Below are 26,977 nucleotides of genomic sequence, written 5' to 3'. Positions count from 1 at the left end.
GCAAGATTATGTTTAAAAAAGTAATACACCGACCGGTATTCGCTATTGTAATATCGGTTATCATCCTGTTTATAGGAGGTTTGGCGATCAAGCAGCTTCCTACTGAACAGTTTCCTAAAATTGCCCCTACTACTGTTGCCGTTACCATTGCTTATCCCGGAGCGAGTGCCGATGTTTTGGTAAAATCCTCATTAATTACCCTTGAAAATGCCATCAACGGAGTTCAGGGAATGCGTTATATCACTACCGATGCAACGAGTGCCGGAGAAGCAACAGTAAATGTTATTTTCGATCCCGGAACCGATCCCAATGCTGCCGTTGTTTTGGTAAAGACAAGAGTGGACCAGGTAATGCCGCTGCTTCCTGAACTGGTACAGAAAGAAGGGGTAGTCGTAAACCCGATTCAGCCAAGTATGTTGATGTACGTAAATTTGTACAGCACCAACAAAAGCATGGATGAAAAATTCCTGTACAACTATGCAACTGTAAATATTATCCCTGAAATCAACCGTATTCACGGGATTGCAAAATCTCAGATTCTGGGAAGTAGAAGATATGCCATGCGTATCTGGTTAAATCCTGACAGAATGCGTGCTTACTCGATTTCTGTGGATGAAGTGATGAAAGCCATTGGAGAACAAAGTATCATCGGACGTCCCGGAAGAATCGGGCAGAGTTCCGGTATTGCAGCACAGTCATTAGAGTACGTTCTCACTTATAAAGGTCAGTATAATAAACCTGAAGAATATGAAAATATCATTGTTCGTTCCAATTCTGAAGGAGAAAATATTAAGCTGAAAGATGTTGCAAAAGTTGAATTAGGAAGCGAATTTTTTGATATTTATTCAAATCTTGACGGTCATCCTTCAGCATCCATTGTATTAAAACAAAACTATGGAAGTAATGCCACTGACGTTATTAAAGATGTAAAAGCTAAACTGGAGGAAATGAAAGGAAATTTCCCTCCCGGAGTTGATTATAAAATAAGTTATGACGTTTCGCAATTCCTGGATGCATCGATTGAGCAGGTAATGCATACGTTGAGAGATGCATTTATTTTGGTGGCAATTGTGGTATTTATTTTCTTGGGAGATTGGCGTTCAACTTTAATTCCGATTATTGCCGTTCCCGTTTCATTGATTGGAACTTTCTTTGTCATTCAAATGTTCGGAATGTCGATCAACTTAGTAACGCTTTTTGCCCTGGTTTTAGCCATCGGAATTGTGGTAGATAACGCAATCGTTGTTATTGAAGCTGTTCACGCAAAAATGGAGGAAAGCGATATTTCCCCTTATAAAGCAGTAAAAGAAGTTATGGGAGAGATTGCAGGAGCGATTATTGCAATTACAGCGGTAATGGTAGCCGTATTCATCCCGATTTCCTTTATGACGGGTCCTGTAGGAACGTTCTACCGCCAGTTTTCGATTACGATGGCGAGTTCTATTGTAATTTCTGCGGTGGTTGCGTTAACATTAACTCCTGTTCTGGCAGCAATGTTATTGAAAAATCACCACGGAAAACCTAAAAAGTCTACTATTTTTACGAAAGCTTTAGATTCTTTTAACAGGGGATTTGATAAAGTCACAGGAAAATATGCTGCATTCCTCAGAAAAATTGTTACTCGAAAAGTAGTGACTTGGGGAATTTTAGTCGCTTTCTGTGTGGGAATTTTTATTGTAAATAAAGCGCTTCCGGGCGGTTTCATTCCAAATGAAGATCAGGGAACGATCTATGCGATTGTGCAAACACCTCCAGGATCAACTTTAGAACAAACGAATAAGGTTTCGAGAGCATTACAGAAAATCTGTCAGGGTGTGGATGGAGTAGAGTCGGTTTCGTCATTGGCAGGATATGAGATTATGACGGAAGGGCGTGGTTCCAATGCGGGAACCTGTCTGATAAACTTGAAAAGCTGGAACGACCGTGAGCATAATGTAAAAGAGATCATGGAAGAGCTTGAAGAAAAATCAAAAGATCTTGGTGCTACAATAGAATTCTTTGAACCGCCTGCAGTTCCCGGTTTCGGATCTTCGGGAGGTTTCTCAATGAGATTGCTTGATTTGAACAGAACAACCAATTATCAGGATTTTGATAAGGTGAATAAAGCGTTCATTGCTGAGCTTAAAAAACGGAAAGAATTAACAGGAGTATTCACCTTCTTTGCAGCCAATTATCCTCAATACGAATTGGTTTTCGATAATAATGCAGCGATGCAGAAAGGCGTTTCCATCGGAACAGCCATGGAAAATTTGAATATTTTAATTGGTAGTACGTACGAACAAGGGTTCATCCGTTTCGGTCAGTTCTTCAAAGTATATGTTCAGTCTTCTCCCGAATTCAGAAGGCTTCCGACTGATATTTTAGGGTTATATGTGAAAAATGATCATGGAGAAATGGTTCCTTATTCAGCGTTTATGACGATGAAAAAAACACAGGGACCAAACGAAATTACCCGTTATAATATGTATAACTCAGCGGCAATCCGAGGACTTCCGGCTGAAGGCTATACAACAGCGGATGCGATTCAGGTAATCAATGAAGTAGCGGCAAAAACATTACCTCACGGGTACAAAATAGCTTGGGAAGGGTTGTCTTATGATGAAGCGCAACGTGGTAACGAAGCGATCTACGTATTTCTTGTCGTTTTGGTATTCGTTTATCTGGTTTTGGCGGCGCAGTATGAAAGTTTTATTATTCCGTTTGCGGTATTGTTCTCATTACCGGTCGGAGTTTTCGGATCTTTTATGCTGTTGAAAGCGATGGGACTAGAAAATGATATCTACGCACAAGTGGGATTGATTATGATCATCGGATTACTCGGTAAGAACGCCGTATTGATTGTAGAAGTTGCTGTGAAAAGGAGACAGGCAGGAGATTCTATTCTGGAAGCTGCGATTGAAGGTTCAAGAGCCCGTTTCAGACCGATTTTGATGACTTCATTTGCCTTTATTGCAGGGTTAGTTCCGCTTGTTTTTGCGGGTGGAGCAGGTGCGATCGGAAACCATACCATCGGAGCTTCTGCTTTGGGAGGAATGTTGATAGGAACCTTATTCGGGGTTATTGTAATTCCGGGACTCTACTACATTTTTGCGAAATTATCGGATGGCAGAAAAATGATTAAAGACGAAGACGAATCACCATTAAGCGAAGACATGATCCATTATGAATAAGAATAAAATATATCAATATGCAGGAACGGCATTCTTTTTATTAAGTCTTGCTGCCTGCAAATCAATAGACATACAGCAACGTGCCGAAAGCAGGACAGTACCTGAGAAATATGCATCAGCCGAAAATGACACTATCAACACAGGAAAATTAAAATGGAACGAATATTTTAGTGATCCTCATCTTCAGACACTCATTAATCAGGCATTACAGAATAATCAGGAACTCAATATCATTCTTCAGGAAATTGAGATTTCTAAAAATGAAATTAAAGCGAAGAAAGGGGAGTATTTACCTTCTGTAGGTTTAAAAGCTGGAGCTGGAGTTGATAAGGTAAGCCGTTATACTAATATCGGAGCAATGGAAGCCAATACCGAAATGGAACCCGGAAAAGAAATGCCAGATCCTTTATTTGATTTCGGAGTGGGGGTACAGGCAAAATGGGAAACAGATATTTGGGGGAAACTTCACAATGCGAAAAAAGCTCAGGTTGAGAGATATTTAGCGAGTGTTGAAGGGAAAAACTTCATGATTACGAATCTGATCTCAGAAATTGCAGATTCTTACTATGAATTGCTTGCATTGGATAATGAACTGGTTATTTTAAAGCAGAATATTAAAATTCAGAATGATGCACTGGATATCATTAAAGAATTAAAGAAGAATGCAAGATCCAATGAATTGGCAGTGAAAAGATTTCAGGCGCAGGTTCTCAAAACACAGGGAATGCAGTATGATATTCAGCAGAAGATTGTAGAGACTGAAAATAAGATCAATTATCTTGTCGGAAGATTTCCTCAGCCTGTGGAAAGAAGCCAGGATTTTAATTCGGTTGTACCACAGGCTGTTTACGCGGGAATCCCTTCAGAGCTGTTGGAAAACCGTCCGGATATCAAACAGGCTGAGTATGAGCTGGCTGCCTCAAGACTGGATATTAAATCTGCAAAAGCAAGATTTTATCCTTCTTTAGATATTGGTGCAGGTTTTGGATTACAGGCCTTCAATCCAACCTATTTGATTAAACCTGAATCGTTTCTGTTTTCTTTAGCAGGTGAACTGACTGCTCCGTTGGTCAATAGAAGTGCCATTAAAGCTGCATATTATAATGCCAATGCAAAGCAGGTTCAGGCGGTTTATCATTATGAGCAGACTGTTTTGGGAGCTTATATTGAAGTGGCGAATCAGCTTTCAAAAATCAAGAATCTGAAAAACAGTTTGGATATCAAAACGAAGGAAGTGGATGCTTTAACAAGATCCATTGACATTTCTAATGATTTGTTTAAATATGCACGTGCTGATTACATGGAAGTGCTTTTGACACAACGTGATGCTTTGGAATCTAAATTTGAATTGGTTGAAAAACAAGTTAACCAGTTGAAGGCAAGTATAGCGGTATATAGAGCTCTTGGTGGAGGTTGGGATCAGAATCTACCGTCTTCATCAGATGTTACTTCTCACTAATACTTTATAGCTATTTCAGATTAAAGGAGTTTATCGAAAGATAACTCCTTTTTTATTTAAGATTAATCGAAGTCTAAATAGATACTGAAAAGCAATTAAGTATATTTTTTTAAAAAAGTAATTTCGGATGCTACATCTTTTGTCTTGGCAATCCAATTTCATGTTCCTGGGGATAAGGTTTCCTAAAAGTCATACTGACATCCTCATGCAAATTACGTTGAGCTTCCAATGACTTCTCTTTATCCATTGAATATCTTGGATCCGGAATAAAAGGCATTTTGGCCATTTTATGAATGGTAACAGTAGGAAAATGGAAATCGACCTCTACGGTTCCCAATAGGAGATAGCAACCACCTCCCTGAAAAGGATATTCTTCAAGGCAGTTTGGAAAATGAGCGGTATCAAAATATTGTCCATCCGCATCAATCCAGGTTCCGAAGTACATTGTACCTTTTTTGGTGGGAACATGCTTTCTTGAAATCAGATAGGCCAGCATTTTAACCTGATGTTTATGAAACTTCAATAAATCTTTTACCAAAACAGAACCTCTGTATCGGGTTTGTAAGAGATCAAAAGGACTGAAAGAAACAGGAAATCCTAATATTTCTATTTCATCAAAAGCATCTTCAAATGGATTTCTTTCTATGGTGGGAAGTTGATAATCTTTCTGAGGTTCGTCCAGTAAAGTCAGATGCCTGAATGTAATCTTATTATTTCCCAACAGGAATCTTGATTCAATCAGCAGTTCATGTTTCTGTTTTCCGGTAAAGCGGAATGCTCCGATAAAGATTAGAATTTGTAATGTTTCGATACCAATGGGAATTCTCTTAACAAAGTTTTCCAGGGAGGTATAATCACCATTCTGATTTCTTTCTTCTGAAATCAGCTGTGCTAACTTTGTTTCCAGTCTTTCAATATGCATGAAGCCTAAATAAATATCCGAGCCATAAACCGTTGTCTGGTACTGGCTTAAATTGACACAAGGATTATGGATGACAGCTCCCGACATTCTGGCTTCATGAATGTAGACTTCAGTTCTGTAGAATCCTCCGCCGTTATTGATTGCAGAGACCATAAATTCGATGGGATAGTAGACCTTGAGATACAAGCTCTGATAGCTTTCCACAGCATAGGAAGCAGAATGGGCTTTACAAAATGAGTATCCTGCAAAGGATTCTATCTGACGGTATACCTCCATGGATAATTGTTCAGGATGGCCCAGCTTTTTACAGGACTCAAAAAAATTATCTTTTACTTTCTGTAAGGCGGATAAAGACCGGCTTTTACCACTCATGGCTCTTCTCAGTACATCACCATCAGGCGCGGATAAACCTCCGAAATGCAGCGCAATTTTAATAACGTCTTCCTGGTAGACCATAATACCATAGGTTTCTCCCAGTTCTTTTTCAAAAACCTCATGGAAGTATTCAAATTTTGTGGGGTTGTTGTGTCTGAAAATATATTCCCGCATCATGCCGCTTTGGGCAACTCCGGGCCGGATAATAGAAGAGGCGGCTACCAGTACTTTGTAATTGTCGCATTTCAGCCTGCGGAGTAATCCGCGCATGGCAGGCGATTCAATATAAAAACAACCGATGGTTTTTCCGGAACTTAAGAATTCATTACATCGGGTTTCATCTTTTGATAGAGAGGTATCGCGGATATTGATATCGATTCCTCTTTTTTCTTTCACCAGTTTTACTGTGTCGTTAATGGTACCCAGGCCTCTTTGTGAGAGAATATCAAACTTTTCAAGGCCAATTTCTTCAGCGGTATACATATCAAACTGTACAATCGGAAAACCTTTAGGAGGCATTTCGAGTGCGGAATAATTGGTAATAGGTTCTTCCGATATCAGAATCCCACAGGAATGCATGCTTCTCTGATTGGGAAACTTTTCCAGAAGTTTGCCATAGTAATGAACCTGCCGTGATACAGAATTGTTATCATGCTCCTGGATGGGTTTTGTTGCCAGCGTATCAAGTTCTTCCTTTGGAAGACCGAATACTTTTCCTATTTCGCGGAAAATAGAGCGGTATTTAAATTCGACATTGGTTCCACAGAAGGCAACATGGTCTTTACCGTATTTACCAAAAATATATTCCAAGATGAAATCCCTGGTCTGCCAGCTCCAATCGATGTCAAAATCGGGAGGTGTCTTACGGTTGAGGTTTAAAAACCTTTCAAAATACAGATCCAGTTCCAAGGGACATATATCAGTAATTCCAATGCAGTAGCTGACAATGGAATTGGCGCCGCTGCCTCTTCCTACATGCATAAACCCCATCCGGTTGCTGTATTGGATAATGTCCCAGGTGATTAAGAAATAGGCACAGAAATTAAGCTGGTCAATAACTCCCAGCTCTTTATCCACTCTTGCTTTTGCCTGCAGGTTATCATCGGAATATCTTTTTGAAAGTCCCTGATATGCTAATTTTTTTAAAAGCTTAGAATCATTTTCTTTGCTGTCGGTATAATGTTTCTTGTTTTTAGGCGTTGAAAAATCAAAATTAAAATGGCAGTTATTGACAATGTACTTTGTATTCTCAATAATTTGACCTTCATTTTTAAATTCTTCCAAAAGCTTTTTTTTATCAGCAAACACTTCATTACTTTTACAATAATCAGTTTCTGTAAGTTTACTGATTAGTGTATTATGTTCAATTGCCCTTAGTATTTTATGGAGTTCATATTCTTCAGGGGTAGTAAAGGTAACGGGATGAAGGATAACCATTTTATGGGTTAATTGTTTCAGTTCGGGTTTAATCAAATGGTTTAACTGATCCTGTCTGATGCCTATGAATTCGTGATCATATAACCTTTCAGGAATATTTTCCAGTGGATAAATCACAAAAGTATCTTTAAAATCAGGATTTACTTTAGGAATTTCAATACCTTCACAGTTATAAGCCGTTAAAATCCTGTTGATTTCTCCTATACTTTTTTGATTTTTAGCCAGACAGATATAATACAGCTCATCGTAAACCCGTATTTCCACTCCGACAATCGGTTTGATATGGTGCTCCTTGCAGAGCTTGTAGAAATCATAGATTCCGGTAACGGTATTGATATCGGTAAGAGCCAGGGTTTTAATATTAAAACGTATAGCCTGCTCAACCAGTTCTTTAATAGAAATGGTGCCATACCGAAGGCTGTGATAAGAATGGCAATTCAGAAACATCTTCTAATTATTTTATTAAGCCCGAGGCTCTTCCTACACTTGAAGTTCCAAACCGGTTCTTGATTTTATCCATTGTCTGATACAATGAGATCAGTTCTTCCGTATCTTCAAAGAGATCCATCTGATGGCATCCGTGAACCAGTCCGGTAAATTTTACTCCGACAAGTCGTATCCTCATTCGTCTGGTATATACTTTTTTGAATAATTCCAAAACATACCTGAGCAAGGTATGATCAGCTGAGGTATATGGAATCCTGCATTGTTTGGTTTCCGTATCAAAATTTGAATAGCGGATTTTTACCACCACTACCGATACCAGCCATTTCTCAGCCCGAAGCTGGTAGCAGAGCTTTTCAACCATTCCTGAGAGTATACTTTTAACACCTTGAATATCTATAGTATCCTGAGCAAAGGTATCCTCTGTAGAAATAGATTTCCGTTCCGAATAGGGAACTACAGGTGTCTCATCAATTCCGTGCGCTTTTTTCCAGAGCTCATCCCCGTTTTTACCAATCAGATGCTGAAGAACATCAACGGGCATTTCAGAAAGGGTTTGTATCGTTCTTATACCGAGTCTTGAAAGCAACTGAAAAGTCACATCACCGACCATAGGAATTTTCTTTACCGATAGGGGATTCAAAAATGGCTGGATATAAGGCTGCTTCACCTCCAATCTCCCGGTTGGCTTTGATTCTCCGGTCCCGATTTTGGATACGGTTTTATTGGTAGATAAAGCAAAGCTTATGGGTAACCCTGTATTTTTCTGCACACTTTCAGCTATTTCATGTGTCCATTTGTAACATCCAAAAAACTGATCCATTCCGGAAAGATCAAGATAGAATTCATCAATACTTGCTTTTTCAAGAACAGGTACTTTTTCCTGAATAATCTCTGTTACCATATGGGACATATTGGAATACATTTCCATATCTCCCTTAATTACTTTAGCTTCGGGACATAGCCGCAAAGCCATTTTTATGGGCATCGCACTCCTGACTCCGAAAAAGCGGGTTTCATAAGAGCAGGACGCCACTACACCACGGTCTCCGCCTCCGATGATCACAGGCTTATTCTCCAGTTCGGAGTTTTTCAGCCTTTCACAGGAAACAAAGAACGTATCCAGATCCATATGTACAATTGCTCTTTCCATATGACAAAATTAGTTACGTTTTTAAACAATTTTTGTATTTTTGTTGTCTAAAATTGTAACAATGTCAAAATTCTCTGATAACATCATGTTCCTGAGAGGTAAGAAAAATATGACTCAGCAAGAACTGGCAGATCTATTAATTCTTACCCGATCTAGGTATGTCGCCTATGAATATGGAAGGACAGAACCTCCTATTGAAATATTGGTTAGAATTTCAAAATTCTATAACATTAGTATTGACCTATTGTTGACTGTAGATATCAGAAAATTTTCTATTGACGAAATTATGGAGCTTCCTGAGAATAGGATCGTTCTGCCTATAAAGGTTGATCAGGATGGAAACAATCAGATTGAGATTATTCCCCAAAAAGCCTCTATGGGCTATTTGAATGGCTATGGAGACCCGGAATACATAGAAAGTCTCGAGACCATATCATTACCTTTTTTAAAAGGTGGTAAGTTTAGGGCATTTCCAGCTGACGGAGATTCAATGCCACCCTATAAGAACGGAACTTATATCGTAGGAAAATATGTAGAAAACCTTTCTGACTTGAAAACGGACAGAACGTATGTTTTCATTACCACCAATGATGGTATCAGCTATAAAAGGTTTCAGTTTCATGAAGCAGATGGTATATGGGTGAAGGCTGACAATCAATTTTATGAGCCCTATAAAATTCCATTACCTGAAATTAAAGAAATCTGGGAATTTGCCTGTAGTATTAATACCAAAGAATATGATCCTGATGAATTTGCAGAACATCATATTCAAAACTTTATCACAGAAATAAAAACTGATATCAAACAGATCAAAGAAAAAATGGGAGATAAGAATTGAATTTATGTGAGTACATGGCATAATCAAAAAACTTCCCCGAAGGGAAACAAAAAACACAAATGATGAAAAAAAATCCCGAAGTAACGGGATACTGCTAAGATAAATATTTTAATTTAAAGTTAAATGACCCAGCTGAGTTTATTTGATTCAGAAGAATTCTATGAGTTTCCAAAAGATCTTTTGGAATACAAGGAAAACTTCCTGAGCAGGGAAGAAGCTGACTTGCTTAAAAACAAATTATTGGAAACCGCTCCTTGGGAACAGCGGACTCAGAAGATGTACGATAAGATTGTACTTACTCCAAGATTAACGGCCTGGTATGGAGATCCAAAATATAACGATTCAGAAGAAGCTAAAAAGCCAACGAACCCATGGACTCCTGAATTGTTCTCCTTAAAACAAAGAATTGAAAAAGAATTTGGCTGCCAATTCAATGGGGTTCTGTTAAATCTATACCGTGATCATAATGACTCCGTTGCCTGGCATCGGGATAAGGAAAGCCGATATGGTAAGCGTCCGGTTATTGCGTCCATCAGCCTTGGACAAACCAGAAACTTTGATTTCAGAAGAAAAGACCATCACCAAAGCAAATATAGTCTTCCTCTTCCTCACGGCTGCTTATTGATCATGAAAGGTAATCTTCAGGAAGAGTGGGAGCACAGGATTGCTAAATCAAACGTACCCATGTTCAGGCTAATTCAGGGCTAAACTTCTATGAATTCTAATACAATCTAAAAGATATGAGTATTTATCTGTTTTGATGTTTAAATCTCAATATATTCTTACTTTATGCTTAATCTTTTGTTTTTAAATAAGGAGTCTCAAAAAGCTCGGGAGCATTTCTAAACGCTAAACTGCTATAAGGGTAGTGTTGTCTATCAACATTAATGGCGATGACCAAAGTACCTTTCATTCCGTCCATATCATCACTTTCTAAAATAGTGTGCATCATATCGTTCCTTTCATCCTTTAGACTGTCACTATAACAATAAACTGCAATACTAAATTGTCGTTTTTTTTCTCCGGTTTGCAATAATATCCAGTTGTGTCTTTGTTTCGTATTACCCATTTTAACATCTTGTGCAAGACGATCTCTCATCTGTATTAGTGTATTCTGATCTTCATAATTAATATTGTGAAGCAGGTACGAGATTTCTAACCAATTTTGAGGTTGCATCTTCTCAAGTCTGTCCAAGATGTCCTTCCACCACTGGCTTCGACGCAAACCTGGTTTGATTACGTTTTCGTTTTTTGCAGAACCGATAATGTAGTTATCCAATTCTTTAGATTTTAGGTCCATCTTAAAAAGACCATATTTTTCCTGGTCTTTACCTAGATTAAATGCATCATCCATATACCAAGCTAAAAGATCCAATTCATCGCCTATGTATTCTATATTCGCTTCCAATTCTCGTCTTCGTTGAAAGTAATGTAATTTTTCGGATGTTTGTGGTAAAAGATCAAGTACAACCTCAAGGTCAGTAAGGCTTATAGAAGTTACAAGCTCTTCGATACTTCTTTTTGTCACACCTGCTCTTATCAACTGTTTAAGATTTGTACTTGTCATTCCAAGATGTGATAAGGTAACCCCTAAAGGAATAAAATATGTAATATCAGCAGAATTAAATCTGTTGTTTGGTCCCTTTTTTACCTTTAATGATAAATCGCCTCGATTTTCATTTAGAAATTCTATAAAACGAAGTGCTTGCTCCGAAGGATCTTCAATCAGTTCTTGGAGCGTTCGAAATAGTCTTTCAGGTGCTCCTCTTTTTGCAGGTGCGCTCACCATTCCTGCTTTTGCTTCAATTACCAATGCGAACCTATCAACAATTACCAGTAAATCATTTTCGTATTGTTTTCCGTCACTCCCTATCCACTGACTGCCCGCAAATATTTGAGCTTGTGGAAAAGCTTTTTCGAAAAGACTCTTTACTTCTTGCTCAAGATAGCTTCCTCTTGCAATAGTATATTTTTGTCGAAGTTTGTTATTTTCAGCACAGAAATTTTCCAATAAGCCTATGCTAAAATGAGTCATTACTGAATACATAGTACTGAATACGGTATCATCAGATACTCTTATAAATGGTTTTTCCTGAACAGGATTTCCTAATAAAAAATGATCAATCTCAGCATCCTTTAAATCACCAAATTCAAAACTTATTTTTTGAAATATTTCCTTTAATTTCTCCTCGGAAATGCTTGTATAAGAAGCTAAAGTTTTAAAATCAAAGGAGAATATTTTTTCTAAAAAGTAATCAGAATGCATAAGAAACATTGCTTTGAGATTTCGAAGATTTTTAGCGAAATGTTTCCATAGATGGTCATGATTTTCCTTAGGTATTTTATCAACCGGGAAAAGGGATTCATAGGTTTCTATAACAGATCTGTAAGAGGATGGTGTATAGAACTCTTTTGTTTTCAATCTATGTTCGTTAATCTTTTTCTCGACCATCTCGGTCATTTTATATAAAAGCTCTAAAAAAGCAACGGGATCAAAACCATGATGTTCTATAAAATTAGATGCTATTTTTTTTGCAATATCTGTGGTTACCTTTTTCATTTTATGATCATACGACCAGTTTCGGACAGCAGTTGTATGCATAATCATTTCAGTCCTAATCAGATGATGAGGAAGATCTTCAGCTGTTAATACTGTATCTGGGAATTGTAATTGTTTAGTTCTATACAATTCGCCCATTTCCTGTAAATTTTTTTTGAAGTTATCGATCTCATTAGAAAATGGTGTGGCTTTGAAAGATCTAGGTATTGTTAGCGAAAAAGCCTGCAATAATTCCTGATAGAAAGGAGGAAATTCTAATTTTCCTGTGACAGCCTCTTCATCATATCCTACTTCAGATGTCAAGAAATAGTAAAAACAAAAAGAGAGTAATTGGGGTTGATCATATTTTTGGAACCACTCCTGAATACTTCTATATTGTTTTGGAAATTTTTCGGCGGCAACTTTTCCAACCTCTCTCACCATTTCAAGCCGTTCTTCAACTGAGCTTCCTAAATCATTTATAGATGCTTCGAAATATTTCATTTTAATCGGTGCAGGAGCGGAACCTCTGTTGTCGAAATCTGGAGAATTTATATTATTTTTTGTAGATCTTTTTCCTTTTTGGGATGATTTGTTATTTTTCCTTTTTTTGCGTGACATCTGGCCTTAGTTTTGCATAAATTTAGTCTAATTTTTAAAGACTACTGAAATAATATTCAAAGAATTCATAAAATTTTCAGTAGAAAAAGCTAACAATAAACCTAAAAAATGGGATTTGTCGTTTAAAACTGCAAAAGCCTTATTACTGACATAATTCTCGCACTTTTCCATTAAGTTCCATGCAAGGAAAATGACCTTCTGACCTTTGATTGATTAGCGTTGCAATATTCTCTTTTTTTCTGAGCAGATCAATATGCCCTTTCAGGGCATGAAGTTTAAACTCGTTAAAATATTCCGAAAGTCTGAATCTCACATAAGCTTCCTGTTCTTTATAAACCAGACCGTCATTGCAAATACGATAAAATTTTCCAAAATGAGCAGTTCCATTACGTCCGGCTCTTGGCACATAATCTTTATAGTTTACAATATCATAGATTTCTCTCTCAATTCTGCATTAATCTGGCAGGTAACCGCTAATGGTGGTGCAAAATGATATGCGCCTTTAAAATTTAGCTGGTGGTATCGTAGTGGCACAATAAACAATTGTGCGAGTGCTGCACCGAGAGAATGGGCGGTTAAGTAAATAGGGAATGTTTTTACATTAGCTTGCGGATTCACCTCATTAATTTTCTTTTTGATTTCCTCAATAAGATTTTTCTTTTGCATTAAACGTGTAAGGGATTTTCTGAATCCACCATGGCCAGCTGGCAGATAGGATAATTCTTCATCATAACCATCTGCATTCTCATAGTTCCAATATTTTGAGTCTGTAAGTCAATCTTTAAGAACAGAAGGTTCAGTTCCTCTAAATGCAACTAACATAAAGTTTTTATTTGCCCATAACAGCACTTGGTTATGATGAATTCCATAAGAGTCATCAATTAAAGTATAACTTATCTTATTTTCGGGATAGGTCTGATTCGCCTGTTGCTTCAGAATTTCAATATTACGCTCATCCTAGTAAGCCACTTCAGAGACTTGTGCACAGAATAGTGCCGTTTCCTGATTATACTCAGAAAAATCCTGATTAAAATTTGAAGGATTGATATCTGAAAGCAAAACATCCTGTGCGGGGTAAAGTCCGGTCACAGTGAAGCAAAGGAACAGTAGTTTTTTCATGGGTTAGTTTTTTTTCATTCAATATAAATATACAAAAAATTAATAATCAGTGTTTTGTATATTCTAAGCCTGCGTGCAACTATAGAAATTTCTTCGTTACTACGAAAAACTAGTGATTTTATTTCATTCCTCTTGTTCAACTTTACATCACCAATAATCATAAAAATCACTATTATGAATATCGAAAGAACAGAGTTTATAGCCTGGATGGAGAGAATCATGGAAAGATTTGACCTACTGAAAGAACAAATGCTTAAGAACCAATCCAGATTTATAGAAGTAGACGGGGAACAGCTTCTGGATAACCAGGATGTTTTACAGCTTTTAAAAATAAGTTCCCGATCATTACAGCGGTACCGAACTGATAAAAAGCTGCCTTACTATACCATCAGCGGAAAGCTGTATTATAAGCTTTCGGATGTCCATCAATTGATCAGAGAATGTTTAAACTCTTGATAGTAACAAGACATCCACAGCCAAATCATTCATCACCATTCCAATCTTCAGGATTCTCTTAATTGAGCCTATACCTTCGTTCCACTAAATGAAATATCATGGAAGATGAATTGATAACGCCTCAGGAGCCCAATGAACTCAAACCATCAACAGACACTCTGATAGTCCTGAACATTCATACCAACCAGGTTGAAATGGTTAAAGGTATTGATAAAGAAGGTAATCTTCAAAAGGTTCTACCACAAGAAAAAAAGGATAATGAGCAGCTGATCAGGGTAGATAAACATGGAGATATTTTCTCCAATTTCTTTTCCAATTTTTACCGGCAGCTTAAAAATCCCACGCATTTCAACTTTTTCAAAGTTTCAGAATACGATGCTGTTAATACCGCCAATGATCTTCAGAAATATGTTGATCAGGCATCACCTGAAGAAAAAGAAAAGCTGAAAGACTACGAAATCTTACCTCAACACAACAACAATCCAAAAAATCAAAATACAATGGACAACAACACAGACAATCAGGAATATCGTTTTCAGCCTGAACAGATCGACTGGAAAACGATGGAAAAATTCGGACTTAATCAGGAGAAGCTTGAAAAAATGAATGCTATGGATGCATTACTCAGAGGTTTTAAAACCAATACATTAATTCCGATCACTATTAATCTGGGAACGGCAGTGAGCAAAATGGATGTTCGATTATCTCTTCAGACAGGAGATACAGGGCAGGTTGCCGTTCATCTGCATGGAATCCGAAAAGAGCCCAGTCTCAATAATACATTCTTAGGCCATCAGTTCAGTGATGAAGATAAAAAGAACCTTAGAGAAACCGGGAACATGGGCAGGGTAGTAGATCTTGTCAATCCTAAAACAGATGAAATCATTCCATCAGTCATCAGCCGTGACCGTTTAACCAATGAATTAGTTGCCTATCGGGCAGAGTACATGAAAATCCCTGATGAAATCAAAGGAATACAGCTTGATGAACATCAGAAACAAACCCTATTAGAAGGAAGGCCATTGTATCTTGAAGGGATGACTTCCAAAAAAGGTGAACTTTTCGATGCTACCGTACAGTTCAATGCAGACAAGCGGTATGTGGAATTTCTGTTCAATAATAATCAGACATCGAAACAAAGACAACAACACAATCAACAGCAAACTCAATCTACGGCTCAAGAAGCACCCAAAGTATTCAGAGGAAAAGAACTGGGCGATTCACAGTATGAAAAGTTCAAAGCCGGGCAAACCGTTTACGTTGATGGTCTTACCGATGCTAAAGGCAAAACCTATCAGGGTTATATTACCTTCAACAAGGAAACTTCAAAAACTGATTTCTCCTTCAATCGTCCTAATAAGCTCAAAGGAGAGGCAAAACCTACAGAAGATCATAAGACCCAAACTGCGGTTAACTCTCAGGGTAAAACGAATGAAGCTACTAAAAATGTGAAGGAGTCTTTGGAATCAAAACAGCAGCAGCCTATTAATAAACAACAGGAAGATCAGCAAGAAAAGGTTAGAAAACCAAGAGGACGAAAACTATCATAATCATCTAAATCCATCATATGAAAGCAATCATCGCAGAAAAACCCAGCGTTGCAAGAGAAATTGCCCGGTTATTAGGAGCCCATGAAAAGAAAGATGGTTATTTATCCGGTAACGGATATTGTGTCACCTGGGCATTGGGACATTTGATCGCATTAGGAATGCCGGAGGATTATGGTATAAGAGGCTTTAACAAAGCCTCTTTGCCTATCTTTCCGAACCCTTTTCTTCTGACTCCCAAAAAACTAAAGAAAACAAAAGGCTATGAGCCTGATCCTTCAGCTTTAAAACAACTCAACACTATAAAACAAGTCATCAACCAATGCAGCAGTATTATTGTCGCCACCGATGCAGGAAGGGAAGGAGAGCTGATATTCCGCTATATCTATCATTACATACAATGCAACAAACCTTTCGAAAGACTCTGGATCAGTTCCCTTACCGAAAAAGCAATACAGGACGGTTTTAAAAACCTTCAGCCAGGCGATGTCTTTGACGGTTTGTATCAAGCTGCTAAAGCCAGAAGTGAAGCGGACTGGCTGGTAGGAATCAATGCTACTCAGGCATTAACCATCGCAGGGAACCAAGATGTTTATTCATTAGGCAGAGTGCAGACGCCAACCCTGGCTTTAATCTGTCAACGGTTTCTTCAGCATCAAAACTTCACCAAGCAAAAATACTTTCAGATTCAGCTGAGCCACAGAAAAGAATATACAGACTTCACCAGTCTTTCGCTATTACAATGGGAAGAAAAAAAGCAGGCAGAACAAATCCAAAAGATTATAGAGCGAGAGGGAAGAGCTATTGTAGAAGATGTATCTGTTAAAACAGTACAGGAGCAATCTCCCTTACTTTTCGACCTCACTGAATTACAGAAAGAAGCCAACAGAAAACTGGGGCTTTCTGCTGATGAGGTTTTACAAACAGCCCAAAGCCTCTATGAGAAACAGTTCATCACTTACCCCAGAACCGGCAGCAAGTATATTCCTGAAGATGTATGGACTGATATTCCTGAACTGGTCAGAATACTGAATCAGACCGAACCCTTCAAAACAGCTGTAACCAATTTAAAATTCGGAAACTTCAACAAGCGGATTGTTAATGATTTAAAAGTTACCGACCATCACGGATTACTCATAACCACCAAAATACCTTCTGCACTTAGCGCTACGGAAAAAGCCATTTACGAGATGATTGCTTACCGCTTATTGGAATCCCTATCCCATACCTGTACAAAGCAAGTCATCCAAATCCAGATAAAAGTCCATCATTATGTATTCCAGATCAAAGGCTCAAAAATACTCAACAAAGGCTGGCGTGTCATCAAAGGAATTCTATCTGATAATGAAAATTCTGATAATAAAAATGAAGTCCTTACTGAACTTCCGGAATTCAAAACAGGAGATGAGCTGAAAATATCAAAAACAGAACTATTGGAAAAAACAACGCAACCTCCCAAGCTTTATACAGAAGCTGACCTTTTATCCGCGATGGAAAACGCAGGAAGATCTATTGAAAATAAAGAAGAACAGAAAGCACTCTCCAATATCGGCATCGGAACCCCGGCTACCAGAGCTTCCATTATTGAAACCCTGCTTAGCAGAAACTATATCACCAGAAAAAGCAAAACCCTGCATCCCACAGATAAAGGCTTACAGGTTTACAACCTTGTCAAAGACAAAAAAATAGCCAATCTCCAAATGACCGCAGAGTGGGAAATAGCACTGGATAGAATTGAAAAAGGTGAACTCAATAAAACCCAATTCATGAACGACATCCAAGCCTACACAAAAGAAATCACCAGCGAACTCTTATCACTCCACATTCCCCAAGAAAACATCCCACAACTCAAATGCCCCAAATGCCAACAGCATCATCTTATTATCAAAGAGAAAATTGTCAAATGCCCAGATGAACAATGCAGTTGGATTCTCTTTAGAACCATATGCGGTGTACAACTTAGCATTAAAGATCTTACTCTGTTATTAGCGCAACATAAAACATCATTAATCAAGGACATGAAAAGTAAAAACGGTAAAAAGTTTAACGCTTTCATTGTCTTAAAAGATGATTGGCAAACTGTTTTTGAATTTAAATAAACTGAGAAAATGAAAAAATTCCAGCTTCTCAGCTGGAATTTTTTATATCAATCAATCTTTTTTTTATTTATCAGCCATTAGTCTGGCAAAGACTCCCATTCTCTTGTTCAAACTTTCTCCTGTTGGGACAAGTTTCTCATGGTTAGTTTTGATTAATTTATATAAATAAGATTCAATTTAGTAATTAGAATTATTCTGCTTTATGTAGTTTAACTGTGTTATCATCAAAATCAATCGAAATAAAATCGGAGTAAGCTTCCATTTGGAATAGCGAATTTCTTTTATTTACTAGAGATACTGAATCTGTAATAAAAGTTATGTTTTCATCAATTGCGTAGGATAATCTATTAACTTTAGAACCTGATAAGCCGTCCATTGAAACAGGATAACCATTAAATTTAACCCTATTATAGCTTGTATTGATTACCGAAACGAAAGCTTTTTCAGCATCAGCAATGATTCTCTTTGGGTCCTCAAGTTCATTTTTTCCTAGCTCATTCCAGTCCTCTTCAGAAAGATACTGTTTTATCTCTTGTGATTTTACTCTGAAGAAAAAAAGCATGATTTCATCCGTAACCCTAGAACCATAATTTAAAGGATGTTCATTAGTTAGGATTCTTAATCTTGTATCGTGAGGTTTGACAATCAGTCTTTCAAAACTTGTTTGGTTTTTTGATATTCCGACGTAGTGTAGATTATATGTGAAAAAGTCTGAGAAATCATCCAATTCTAAAATGAATGCTTTTTTTCCGCGACTTCTTTCAAATATAAGTTTTTCAGTAAAAAACCACTCAAATACTTCCGGTTTTTCGCGATCCATCCTGATTATGGTAATTACCTTCCTGCCAATTTCAAGGCCAATTTCGTCCACTGGAACCTTATAGTAATCGCACAACATATTCATATCCAAAACACATTGAGATTTTTTATTACCACAAATGACATTGAAAGTCAATTTTCTTTCATTATGAAAAGCACTTTCGATCTCTTCAGCTGAAGCAAACTCAAAATATGTCTCAGGTTTTTGCCCAATAAAATAAAGATTACTCTGTGATATAAGTTCTTGAACTTCCGGGTCGTCTTTCACATATTCGGCTTCTTGGTTTGAAATTGGAAAATAAACCAATTCAAGTTGATGTAACTGCGATCTCATTTTTTATCTGTTTTCCATCTTTTATAATGAATTTGTAAGCCCGTTTTTTCTCCTCCTTTAAAGTACTTACCACTATTCAAAGTATCAATCAATTTTCTAATATCATCTGCATGGCTAACCTTCCATCCCATTGCATTAATTAAATAGGAGCATACAATATCCGAATTGAGTTCAGGCTCATATTTGTGTAAAGCTCTGACATACGTTTTTGCTCTTGCATTATCAAATGGGTGATTAATACCAGTAGAAGTATTAATAACTGAGGTTAGCTCTTTGAAAGCTTTTTTTACGATTTCTGATGGTTCTTGATATGCATTGCTGCTGACTTCTTTATCGATGCTTAAATCCACATTTATTTTTATTGCTTTTGCCGTTTTAATCCAGCTATCCGTGTTTTCTTTTTGCCAAGGTATGGCAATTATTGTGTCGACGTTTCGATAATCCTGAACTTTAAAGATTTCTTCCGAATTCAATCCACAGCAGATCACTATATCAGACGGGTTGTTATAACTATTTGTGTAGGTTCTGATGGTTTCTATTTTGACACTGGTACCTGATAAACTTACACCGTTAAACATTTTTTTTACTGTTTGTTCTCCGTATAATCTATCCAACCATCCTGTAGAATTTTTAGAAGGAACCAAATAAATAATTCTTTTAAGTCCGTTGTTTGCTTTGATCAGTTTTTCTGCAAAATTGAGAGCTTTGTCATATGATTCATCATCATTTCCTTCGGTGTCAAAAAAGTAAAAATTATACGCCATGATTGTAGTTTTAAAATATTAAGGATTGATTTAGTTTATGTAGTAACATTTATTAATTTACTTTCTACTATTTTAAAGGAATTGCAATCTAGTAAGAAATTATAGGAGGAAATTACGGTTTTCCGCAAAATCGCCATAAGCAAAGATTGTCAGGCACTATATGTAAACATAGGTGCTGATAAAAAAACAATTTTAATATTGAAGGTCAGTTTTATTTGCCCTGTTGTTTTTTGGGTGGTTTTAAAGAAGGAGTATTGCCAGGTGTTTTTTTATTGTCACGCTGACGTTGATCTGGTTCTCCAGTAGATTTTGCGATTCTTTTCGGTCCTGTTTTAAGTGCCATGATATTAGTTTTTAAATTGTTATGTAAGTCAAATTTAGTAAAATCATACAAACAAAACCCAACAAATCAAAGAATAGAACTATTAAAACTTGAAAGTAATTTAAAGATATTGACGAATGAACTATATGGAAGGAATACCATAAATTTTATTCACCATTCTTTCGTTTAAGAAGGGTGCAAAATTGATTATCCAAATATAATCTTCCTTAATTAGATCAACATCTTTTTTTATCAATTCATTAAGCTCGTCAATTGTGAAAATATTTTTAAACTTACTTTTATAATATTGCAGGAGTGCTTTTTCATTTATTTTAAACGAATCGGCAAGATCATCAAAATCAATATCATTAAGCCTGTAATTTGCTGTTTCGTAGGCGGTCTGGAAATTAAAATCATTAATTTCATCGATTTTATATGAAGTAATTAATTCTTTAGTGATGGGTAAGGGAAATTCCTGCAAATAATCAGAATCGATATCATGAATAGATATATTATCACTTTTTCTTTTTTCCTCAAACTTTCTTAATTCTTTATGATGTTTCCAGTTCGGATTAAAAATTAGTCCTGCATCATATGAAATTTCATTGTAATAGCCGTTAAAATGTGTAAAGCAATAGCCAAGATGAATTTTATCCTTAACAGAGGTCATCAGTTTACGACTAAAAGGATAGAAAGCTGAAATTAGTTTATTGGCAAAAGTATAATTCTCAAATAATAACTGCAGATTTTTATCAATATAATCGGCCTCTGTCAAAAATTGAAAAATGCGGTCATAATAATCTGCAGTTTTAGGATTTTCAGCTACAACAATATTTTCTAAATTTTTGTTGGCTTTTTCAGTATAATTGTAAGAACCTGTGATAACGGTTTTGTTATCAATAATAGAGAATTTATTATGGTTAAATTTTTGCAGATTTAATTTTTTAATTTCTATATCATTTTCCTGTAACTGTGATTCAAAGAGATTATAGAAATATTTTTTATTGACATCATTATCATCTACCAAAATCTGAATTGTGATTTTTCTATCTTTTTTTAAGGAAATTAATTTTGTGATCAGGTTTTTATTTGTAAACCAGGCTACTGAGATTTTTATTGAGGTAAAGGCTTCATCAAAAGTATCCAATATAACTTGTTCAATATTGGTGAAATATGCTTGCGGTTCTTTCACAGAATTTAGTTTTGTCGAATTAAAATCGTTTGGTGTATTCTTATAATTTCTGTTCAGCGTTAAACTTACCAATTACTATGGACACGGTATTTTTCGCAGTATTCTTATTTTCATCGGTATGTCTATAGAACCTCCATAGATAAAGTAAACCTATAGCTATTAAAATATAAGCAATCCATTTTCCAAATCTTTCAACATATCTTAATACTGTAGCTTTTTCATAACTCGAAAACTCTTCAATTCCCCCTACACCTCGACGATTAAATTTTCTTCTATTAATCAAATAGCGTAAAGAAAAACCTAATAATAAAAAAACTATCGAAATAATTAACAAATACATAAACAATAATTTTTGTTTATTAAATATATGAAAATGTATTTGATTGATAATCAGTCAAGAATTTGATTTTGTTTTTATTGTTTTTAATTTAAAAAAGTCTCAGTTGATGTTCAATTTTAGGATGAAAAGTTCCAATAATCATGAAAGGATTTTTAGCTGTAAGATGATGAAGTTGTGAGGTTCCAAGATAAAGATGTAGGTCTTTTGTTCTGGCAAAGTCATCTAAATATTTTTTTTTAACATCCGCAATCGCCTTTGATTCATTACCTTCATGTCTAGCAAGGCAATTCCAAAATAATTGGCCAATTTCCCAATCCTCTATCATCATTTTGCTTTGTTTACCTTTTGAATCTCTTAGCACATAAGAGAATTTGTAGGGAAGCTTTCTCACAACTTCAAAAAGATCTTCATCTTCTTGAGCGAAAAGGTTGCTACTTCTTTCATGTTTAAGAATTTCGAGCTTTTTTTTATCCCATTCTCTTTCAACTTCTTCAATGGTAAAATCAATAATTTCGTTCGGCTTAAAAATAGCAAGTGAAGTCATTATATCTCTATTTTTAGCCTCCGCTATTAATTCATCAATGTCGGTATAAACTTTATTTTGGAAAATAACTTCTTTGCGGAGAACCCAATTACCATCTGTAGGTATATTTTCAAGAATTTTTATTTCAGTATCATAAGATACAGGTCTATAACTTTCTTTTCTAAAATCGCTTGTGTTTTTGACTAAATCTATTTCAACCCAATCATATTTTTTGTATTGTTCTCCAAAAGACTTTTTCCTAAATTGAATGGGAAATATGCGTATCCACGTACCGTCTTCTAGAAACCCGGCTGTACATACAAGTTCATCATATTTTACAGATATTGCGGGATATGTTTTAACTGCAATCAGAACTTTGGTTTTAGCCATATATCAAATATGTTTTACTTCATAGGAAAAATTAGGATTTAAAGAAATAGCTTCTGCTAAATGAGTTCGATGACATTGGCAAATATCTGCTTCAAAACAAGTCAGAGCAATTCTTTTCTTCTCTATCAATAAATTTAATATTTTATTTTGAATATCAACTGTTTTGGTTAAATTATTTTGTTTATATTTTTCAAACAAAACATCGTAATCTTCTTGGGAATTTAATTCTTGTCGATGTTCGGATTCAATGCCAACCTCAGGAAAATGTACATATTCTACGCCAACAGCGTTACAGAATTTTGAAAGAGATGTTTTACTGAATCCATATTTCATACTTAAAGGATTACGTCTAACATCAACTAAGACTTTGACGTCATTTTTAATCAGTCGCATTAAATATTCTTCGAGAGAAATACCTTCATAGCCTATAGTATATAATATTGTTTTGTCATTATAAGGGATAGAATTGACAACTCTTTGATATAGCTTTTCGTCTAATAAGTTTTTTGCAACTATACTTTTCGTTGCCCACAAAGGATAGTTAATATAGGTGTGCTTCATTAAAGAGTTATTGTTCATCTTTCCATAAACCTCCTTTAGTTCGAGCATTCTTTTCCTATCTAATGGTTTTAGAGTTTCTAAGTAGTTTACGGACTCTGTAACTCTGTAAGAAGAGTTTAAATCCTCTAAAATATCCTTTTTACTTAAAGCGTTTAAGTCGGCGTTTGCAGAGAAGGAAAAACATCCATATTTGTAAGGAACAAAGTCATATTCTGGATTCTGTTTATGTTTCATAAATAGAAATAAAAGCTTTTGCAAACTAATTTTTTCCAATTCATTTCCAAAAACCTGTATTAATGCAAGTGCTATTTTTCTTCTATAAAACATTTTGCAAAGGTACAAAAAATACAAGTGCTATAGTCTTAATTGACTATGCAAAGAATTTTTAATAAAACGAGTATTTAGTCATACATACCTTTAAATTATTTCTATTTTGTAATTTAGTTTCTGTTTGTAGTCTTTAATTTGACAAAAAACTTTGACATATTTCTCTTCCAGATTTTGTACATTTTAGCGCTAAGCTGAATGACTTATTTATTAATTGGATTTCTTGTAAGTTTAAACTTGAATGGAACTTTTTCTGTTTGAAAGACCTTTATATTTAAATCATTCGCAAGTTTTAAAATTTCAGCTTTATCATCGGGTGATACTTTAATTCCAAGGTTTATTTCTTCTACAAACTCAAATGGAACTTTTACAGTTCTATTGGCTTTGGTAGGAGTATTTGGAAAAAATAATTTTGAAAGTCTGTATTCCTCTTCGTATGCCCACTCTATTGACTTATAATGTGTTTGTTGAAAAGAGGATTCAATTGTGTGCTTAGCAAATGCATCGATATGGGGATATTCATCAGAATATGTTATTGGACCACCTTTTCCAAATAATCCGGAATTTCTCATCTTAAACTCATTATAACCAATGTTGAAACCTCTATGAAAATCAGCATAATGGGACCACATTAAAATGGAATCCCATCTTCCTGATAAAGATAAAACTCCATAACTTTTATTAACCGCTTTGGCATTTAATTTTTCATATTCTTTTTGATACTCATCTAAATTTTGAAGTCTTTTTAATTGAAATTCTCTTTCCTTTGCTAAATCATATCCTTTGCTTAAAAGGAATTCTTTGTGTTTTATCATTCCTTCATCGATATATCTTTCAATTTTTTCCGGCGTGTCCAGAGTAAAAAAATTTTGGACAATACCAAAATCAAAGGGATCATTGAAATCTTCTGGTGATGCTAGGTACACTTCACCGTCGGTCAGTATTTTTTTGTGAAATTCATTGTTCCAACTTCTATATTTGTATATTATTAGAGGATAATTGTCATCTTTCATAATTTAACTGTTAGTTTTTATTTCCATTAAAAATTGTAAAAAAAAAATTCTAGCTACCAGCATAGATTAATATTTCAACCTTTAAGTTAAAGGGTATTCATCAGTATTTTGTTAATTATTTCGGTTCAATGCTTGATCATCATTCAATATCCTCTTTTGGTATGAATTTAAAATTTCCCAGTCTTAAAAGAGCAACAAGTAAAAGCAACATTGTGGAAGGAGCATAATTTTCTGTCTTAAAAAAACAATGAGCAACGTTATTCCTTAAATTCAAACCTATTGATGTGAATAAATATTTAAAGAATGCAAGATCATTTGGAGGTATCAGGTTCTTAACTTTTTCGTTTTCCAATAGTTTATCAAAAGAAATACGAGCTTCAGTTTCTTCATCTTTTACTTCTATGGTTTGAGCTCCTACTAATCTTGAAAACTCGCGAAGTAGGCCTTCAAACTTTATAACAAGACTATCTATCGGTAATATATAGCCCTGATGGCTGTCTTTTCCTATCTTAAGATCAACCTCAATCTGTAAAAAAAAGTGTTGTAGAGAAGGTGAAATTAATTCTATCCAATCAAATCCCTGTCTTTCGCCATTAAGATCTATATATGTGAAATCTTCTTTATACCAAGTATGATTTTTTAAAAAATTAATAAAACTTTCAAAAGTAATTTTACCATGCATAATTCCTTTGGTAAAAATTAAAATAATTTGAGGTATAGAAAGAGTACGCATATGTATCAAGTAAGAATTTATTCCTATTGACCTTTTTGTATTTATATTTTTGTTGATATCATATGTTATTGTACTGACTAAATCTAAAAAAGGTGACTTTACATCATCATTCAAATCTTCAGCATTTGGCAATAAATCTTGAAACATTAAGTATTTGTAAATATCTTGACTTTCACCTTGTTCAATAAGATTGTTGATATTGTTATTAATATTTTCCCATATTTTACCTAACATATCAACAGCATCTTTATCCTGAAGTTGAACATTGATCTTTTTTAAATCCAATTCCTTTTTAGACTGTTCAAAAAGTACGGTAGTATCTTCTACCTTTTTTTTATTGTTAGCTTTTCTGTATTCATTTAATGCCTTTAGATAAAAGAAATGAGCACCAAGCCCTTCTTTATTATGATCTTTAATTTGTCTTAGATGATAATCACCATATAGTTCATGAAATTCGGAAGAGTCTAGCCCCAGTTTTCTACTAAGTATAATAAGTACCTCTAGATAACCTTCTACTGCTTTTGATTCAATTACATTAATTTTAGAATTTGAATAATCGAAGAATTTTTGGTATAACACTTTATCACTTTTCTTTATATTCTCGACTATAAATTTCATTAAAATGCATTTCGAATAATCATTTATTTTCTTAGTTGAAAGTAGCTCCACAAAAAAAGTAATGATCATATCATTTTTATAGTTTACGCTTTTACTCAATAAGAATGCATTCTGAAAATATCTGATAAACGATTTGTTAAGTAGGTTATCGCTATCTGAAAATTGTGAACTTTCAAGTATCGAAAAATAACTTTCTACGGCCTGCCTGGCAAAATTTATATGCTTTGCAGGGCTCAACCAAAGTAAATGGTTGTACTTAGATTTATATTTTGGATTTTGTACGCTACTACTTCTTATCTTAAGATATTCGAAATTATCATCAAATAATTGCAAAGTTGGGTAACAATTATCACCTATCTGGTGATGAGGAACTAGCATATCTTCTTTAATAGTGAAGTCATAAAAAAAAAGTTCATATGAGCATTTTTTTTTAGTCTCTTCATCTTTAATTTGATCTCTTAAATGTAGGATGTCGATGGCTCTACACCTCTTTGAATCAAATAATGACATATCCACATCATCTTCAATGTACTTGTACAAATTGTCTAAATTCTTAAATTCCATTCTAATATGTAAAATTGTTATTGAGTTTTAATTATTTTTAGCATTGTTCAAGCATGATTTTTTTAGATAATGATTTGGTATTTGTATAATTTTAATAAGATTATCTTCTTGAACTAGAAAGCAATATTCATTAATTTTTGTCTTTTCAACCTTAGTCAATTGGTAGAATCTGTCAACTATGCCCACTTCATCTTTGAATTTAAAATTAAGTGATTTATTATTTTTCAATTTCTTGATACTCTTGTTCATCAAATTCTTTAATAGAAGTAATCTCATTCTTCAAACTGAGATGTATTTT

23 protein-coding genes are annotated in these 26,977 nt (G+C 35.1%); 7 read left to right on the top strand and 16 right to left on the bottom strand.

The window, feature by feature from the left end; translation table 11 throughout:
• The first annotated feature begins 8 nt into the window (after positions 1-8).
• Positions 9-3,170: an efflux RND transporter permease subunit gene (locus ACM6F9_RS18095; RefSeq protein ID WP_414847001.1), complete on the top strand. Its 3,162-nt coding sequence runs from the start codon at positions 9-11 to the stop codon at positions 3,168-3,170.
• Positions 3,163-4,629, top strand: coding sequence for a TolC family protein (locus tag ACM6F9_RS18090; RefSeq protein WP_414847000.1), 1,467 nt, complete (start codon positions 3,163-3,165; stop codon positions 4,627-4,629). The genes ACM6F9_RS18095 and ACM6F9_RS18090 overlap by 8 nt, the downstream gene beginning before the upstream one ends.
• 130 nt (positions 4,630-4,759) lie before the next feature.
• Here ACM6F9_RS18090 and ACM6F9_RS18085 read toward each other — a convergent pair whose 3' ends face one another.
• On the bottom strand, positions 4,760-7,810 hold the full coding sequence (locus tag ACM6F9_RS18085; RefSeq protein WP_414846999.1) for a DNA polymerase III subunit alpha: 3,051 nt from the start codon (positions 7,808-7,810) through the stop codon (positions 4,760-4,762).
• 7 nt (positions 7,811-7,817) lie between these two features.
• On the bottom strand, positions 7,818-8,960 hold the full coding sequence (dinB, locus tag ACM6F9_RS18080; protein ID WP_414846998.1) for a DNA polymerase IV: 1,143 nt from the start codon (positions 8,958-8,960) through the stop codon (positions 7,818-7,820).
• A 61-nt stretch (positions 8,961-9,021) separates the two neighbouring features.
• On the opposite strand from dinB, the gene ACM6F9_RS18075 reads away from it, so the two are divergent.
• The gene (locus ACM6F9_RS18075) at positions 9,022-9,798 is read left to right on the top strand and encodes an XRE family transcriptional regulator (protein WP_414846997.1); all 777 of its coding nucleotides are present in this window, start codon (positions 9,022-9,024) and stop codon (positions 9,796-9,798) included.
• 123 nt (positions 9,799-9,921) lie between these two features.
• On the top strand, positions 9,922-10,506 hold the full coding sequence (locus ACM6F9_RS18070; protein ID WP_414846996.1) for an alpha-ketoglutarate-dependent dioxygenase AlkB family protein: 585 nt from the start codon (positions 9,922-9,924) through the stop codon (positions 10,504-10,506).
• A gap of 85 nt (positions 10,507-10,591) precedes the next feature.
• On the opposite strand, the gene ACM6F9_RS18065 is transcribed toward ACM6F9_RS18070, so the two are convergent.
• The 5 genes from ACM6F9_RS18065 to ACM6F9_RS18045 all read right to left on the bottom strand — a co-directional run bounded on the left by ACM6F9_RS18065 (position 10,592) and on the right by ACM6F9_RS18045 (position 14,077).
• A complete protein-coding gene (locus ACM6F9_RS18065; RefSeq protein ID WP_414846995.1) occupies positions 10,592-12,958 on the bottom strand; it encodes a hypothetical protein in 2,367 nt (788 codons plus the stop codon).
• 142 nt (positions 12,959-13,100) lie between these two features.
• Positions 13,101-13,364, bottom strand: a complete 264-nt coding sequence (locus ACM6F9_RS18060) for a hypothetical protein (protein WP_414846994.1) — start codon at positions 13,362-13,364, stop codon at positions 13,101-13,103.
• A 14-nt stretch (positions 13,365-13,378) separates the two neighbouring features.
• Positions 13,379-13,624: a lipase family protein gene (locus ACM6F9_RS18055; RefSeq protein ID WP_414846993.1), complete on the bottom strand. Its 246-nt coding sequence runs from the start codon at positions 13,622-13,624 to the stop codon at positions 13,379-13,381.
• Positions 13,624-13,773, bottom strand: coding sequence for a hypothetical protein (locus ACM6F9_RS18050; protein ID WP_414846992.1), 150 nt, complete (start codon positions 13,771-13,773; stop codon positions 13,624-13,626). The genes ACM6F9_RS18055 and ACM6F9_RS18050 overlap by 1 nt, the downstream gene beginning before the upstream one ends.
• A 142-nt stretch (positions 13,774-13,915) precedes the next feature.
• A complete protein-coding gene (locus ACM6F9_RS18045; protein WP_414846991.1) occupies positions 13,916-14,077 on the bottom strand; it encodes a hypothetical protein in 162 nt (53 codons plus the stop codon).
• A gap of 174 nt (positions 14,078-14,251) precedes the next feature.
• Between ACM6F9_RS18045 and ACM6F9_RS18040 the strand changes: the two genes are divergently transcribed.
• The 3 genes from ACM6F9_RS18040 (at position 14,252) to ACM6F9_RS18030 (ending at position 18,179) form a co-directional block, all read left to right on the top strand.
• Positions 14,252-14,533 carry a helix-turn-helix domain-containing protein gene (locus tag ACM6F9_RS18040; protein WP_002980966.1) on the top strand — a complete coding sequence of 94 codons (282 nt, stop codon included), beginning with the start codon at positions 14,252-14,254 and terminating at the stop codon, positions 14,531-14,533.
• A gap of 98 nt (positions 14,534-14,631) precedes the next feature.
• Positions 14,632-16,083, top strand: coding sequence for a DUF3945 domain-containing protein (locus ACM6F9_RS18035; RefSeq protein ID WP_414846990.1), 1,452 nt, complete (start codon positions 14,632-14,634; stop codon positions 16,081-16,083).
• A 17-nt stretch (positions 16,084-16,100) separates the two neighbouring features.
• Positions 16,101-18,179, top strand: coding sequence for a DNA topoisomerase 3 (locus tag ACM6F9_RS18030; protein ID WP_414846989.1), 2,079 nt, complete (start codon positions 16,101-16,103; stop codon positions 18,177-18,179).
• Positions 18,180-18,369: 190 nt separating this feature from the next.
• Here the strand turns inward: ACM6F9_RS18030 and ACM6F9_RS18025 are convergent, their stop codons facing one another.
• From ACM6F9_RS18025 to ACM6F9_RS17985, 9 genes are all read right to left on the bottom strand, one after another.
• Positions 18,370-19,332, bottom strand: a complete 963-nt coding sequence (locus ACM6F9_RS18025; RefSeq protein ID WP_414846988.1) for a hypothetical protein — start codon at positions 19,330-19,332, stop codon at positions 18,370-18,372.
• Positions 19,329-20,096 carry a hypothetical protein gene (locus tag ACM6F9_RS18020; RefSeq protein WP_414846987.1) on the bottom strand — a complete coding sequence of 256 codons (768 nt, stop codon included), beginning with the start codon at positions 20,094-20,096 and terminating at the stop codon, positions 19,329-19,331. Before ACM6F9_RS18020 ends, ACM6F9_RS18025 begins: the two co-directional genes overlap by 4 nt.
• A gap of 211 nt (positions 20,097-20,307) precedes the next feature.
• The gene (locus ACM6F9_RS18015) at positions 20,308-20,439 is read right to left on the bottom strand and encodes a hypothetical protein (protein WP_414846986.1); all 132 of its coding nucleotides are present in this window, start codon (positions 20,437-20,439) and stop codon (positions 20,308-20,310) included.
• A gap of 121 nt (positions 20,440-20,560) precedes the next feature.
• The gene (locus ACM6F9_RS18010) at positions 20,561-21,610 is read right to left on the bottom strand and encodes a phospholipase D-like domain-containing protein (RefSeq protein ID WP_414846985.1); all 1,050 of its coding nucleotides are present in this window, start codon (positions 21,608-21,610) and stop codon (positions 20,561-20,563) included.
• A 40-nt stretch (positions 21,611-21,650) separates the two neighbouring features.
• Positions 21,651-21,950, bottom strand: coding sequence for a molybdenum ABC transporter permease (locus tag ACM6F9_RS18005; RefSeq protein WP_414846984.1), 300 nt, complete (start codon positions 21,948-21,950; stop codon positions 21,651-21,653).
• Between the two features lie 88 nt (positions 21,951-22,038).
• Positions 22,039-22,863, bottom strand: a complete 825-nt coding sequence (locus tag ACM6F9_RS18000; protein WP_414846983.1) for a hypothetical protein — start codon at positions 22,861-22,863, stop codon at positions 22,039-22,041.
• 3 nt (positions 22,864-22,866) lie between these two features.
• Complete coding sequence (locus ACM6F9_RS17995; protein ID WP_414846982.1) at positions 22,867-23,751, bottom strand: DUF488 family protein; 885 nt, start codon at positions 23,749-23,751, stop codon at positions 22,867-22,869.
• A 203-nt stretch (positions 23,752-23,954) separates the two neighbouring features.
• Complete coding sequence (locus ACM6F9_RS17990; RefSeq protein WP_414846981.1) at positions 23,955-24,764, bottom strand: DUF2971 domain-containing protein; 810 nt, start codon at positions 24,762-24,764, stop codon at positions 23,955-23,957.
• Positions 24,765-24,903: 139 nt separating this feature from the next.
• Positions 24,904-26,679, bottom strand: a complete 1,776-nt coding sequence (locus ACM6F9_RS17985) for a DUF4209 domain-containing protein (protein WP_414846980.1) — start codon at positions 26,677-26,679, stop codon at positions 24,904-24,906.
• Positions 26,680-26,977: the final 298 nt, after the last annotated feature.

Source organism: Chryseobacterium sp. IT-36CA2, assembly GCF_949767875.1.
GTDB lineage: Bacteria > Bacteroidota > Bacteroidia > Flavobacteriales > Weeksellaceae > Chryseobacterium.
The sequence above is the reverse complement of the archived record's forward strand: the minus strand, read 5'-3'. Positions and strand labels throughout refer to the sequence as shown.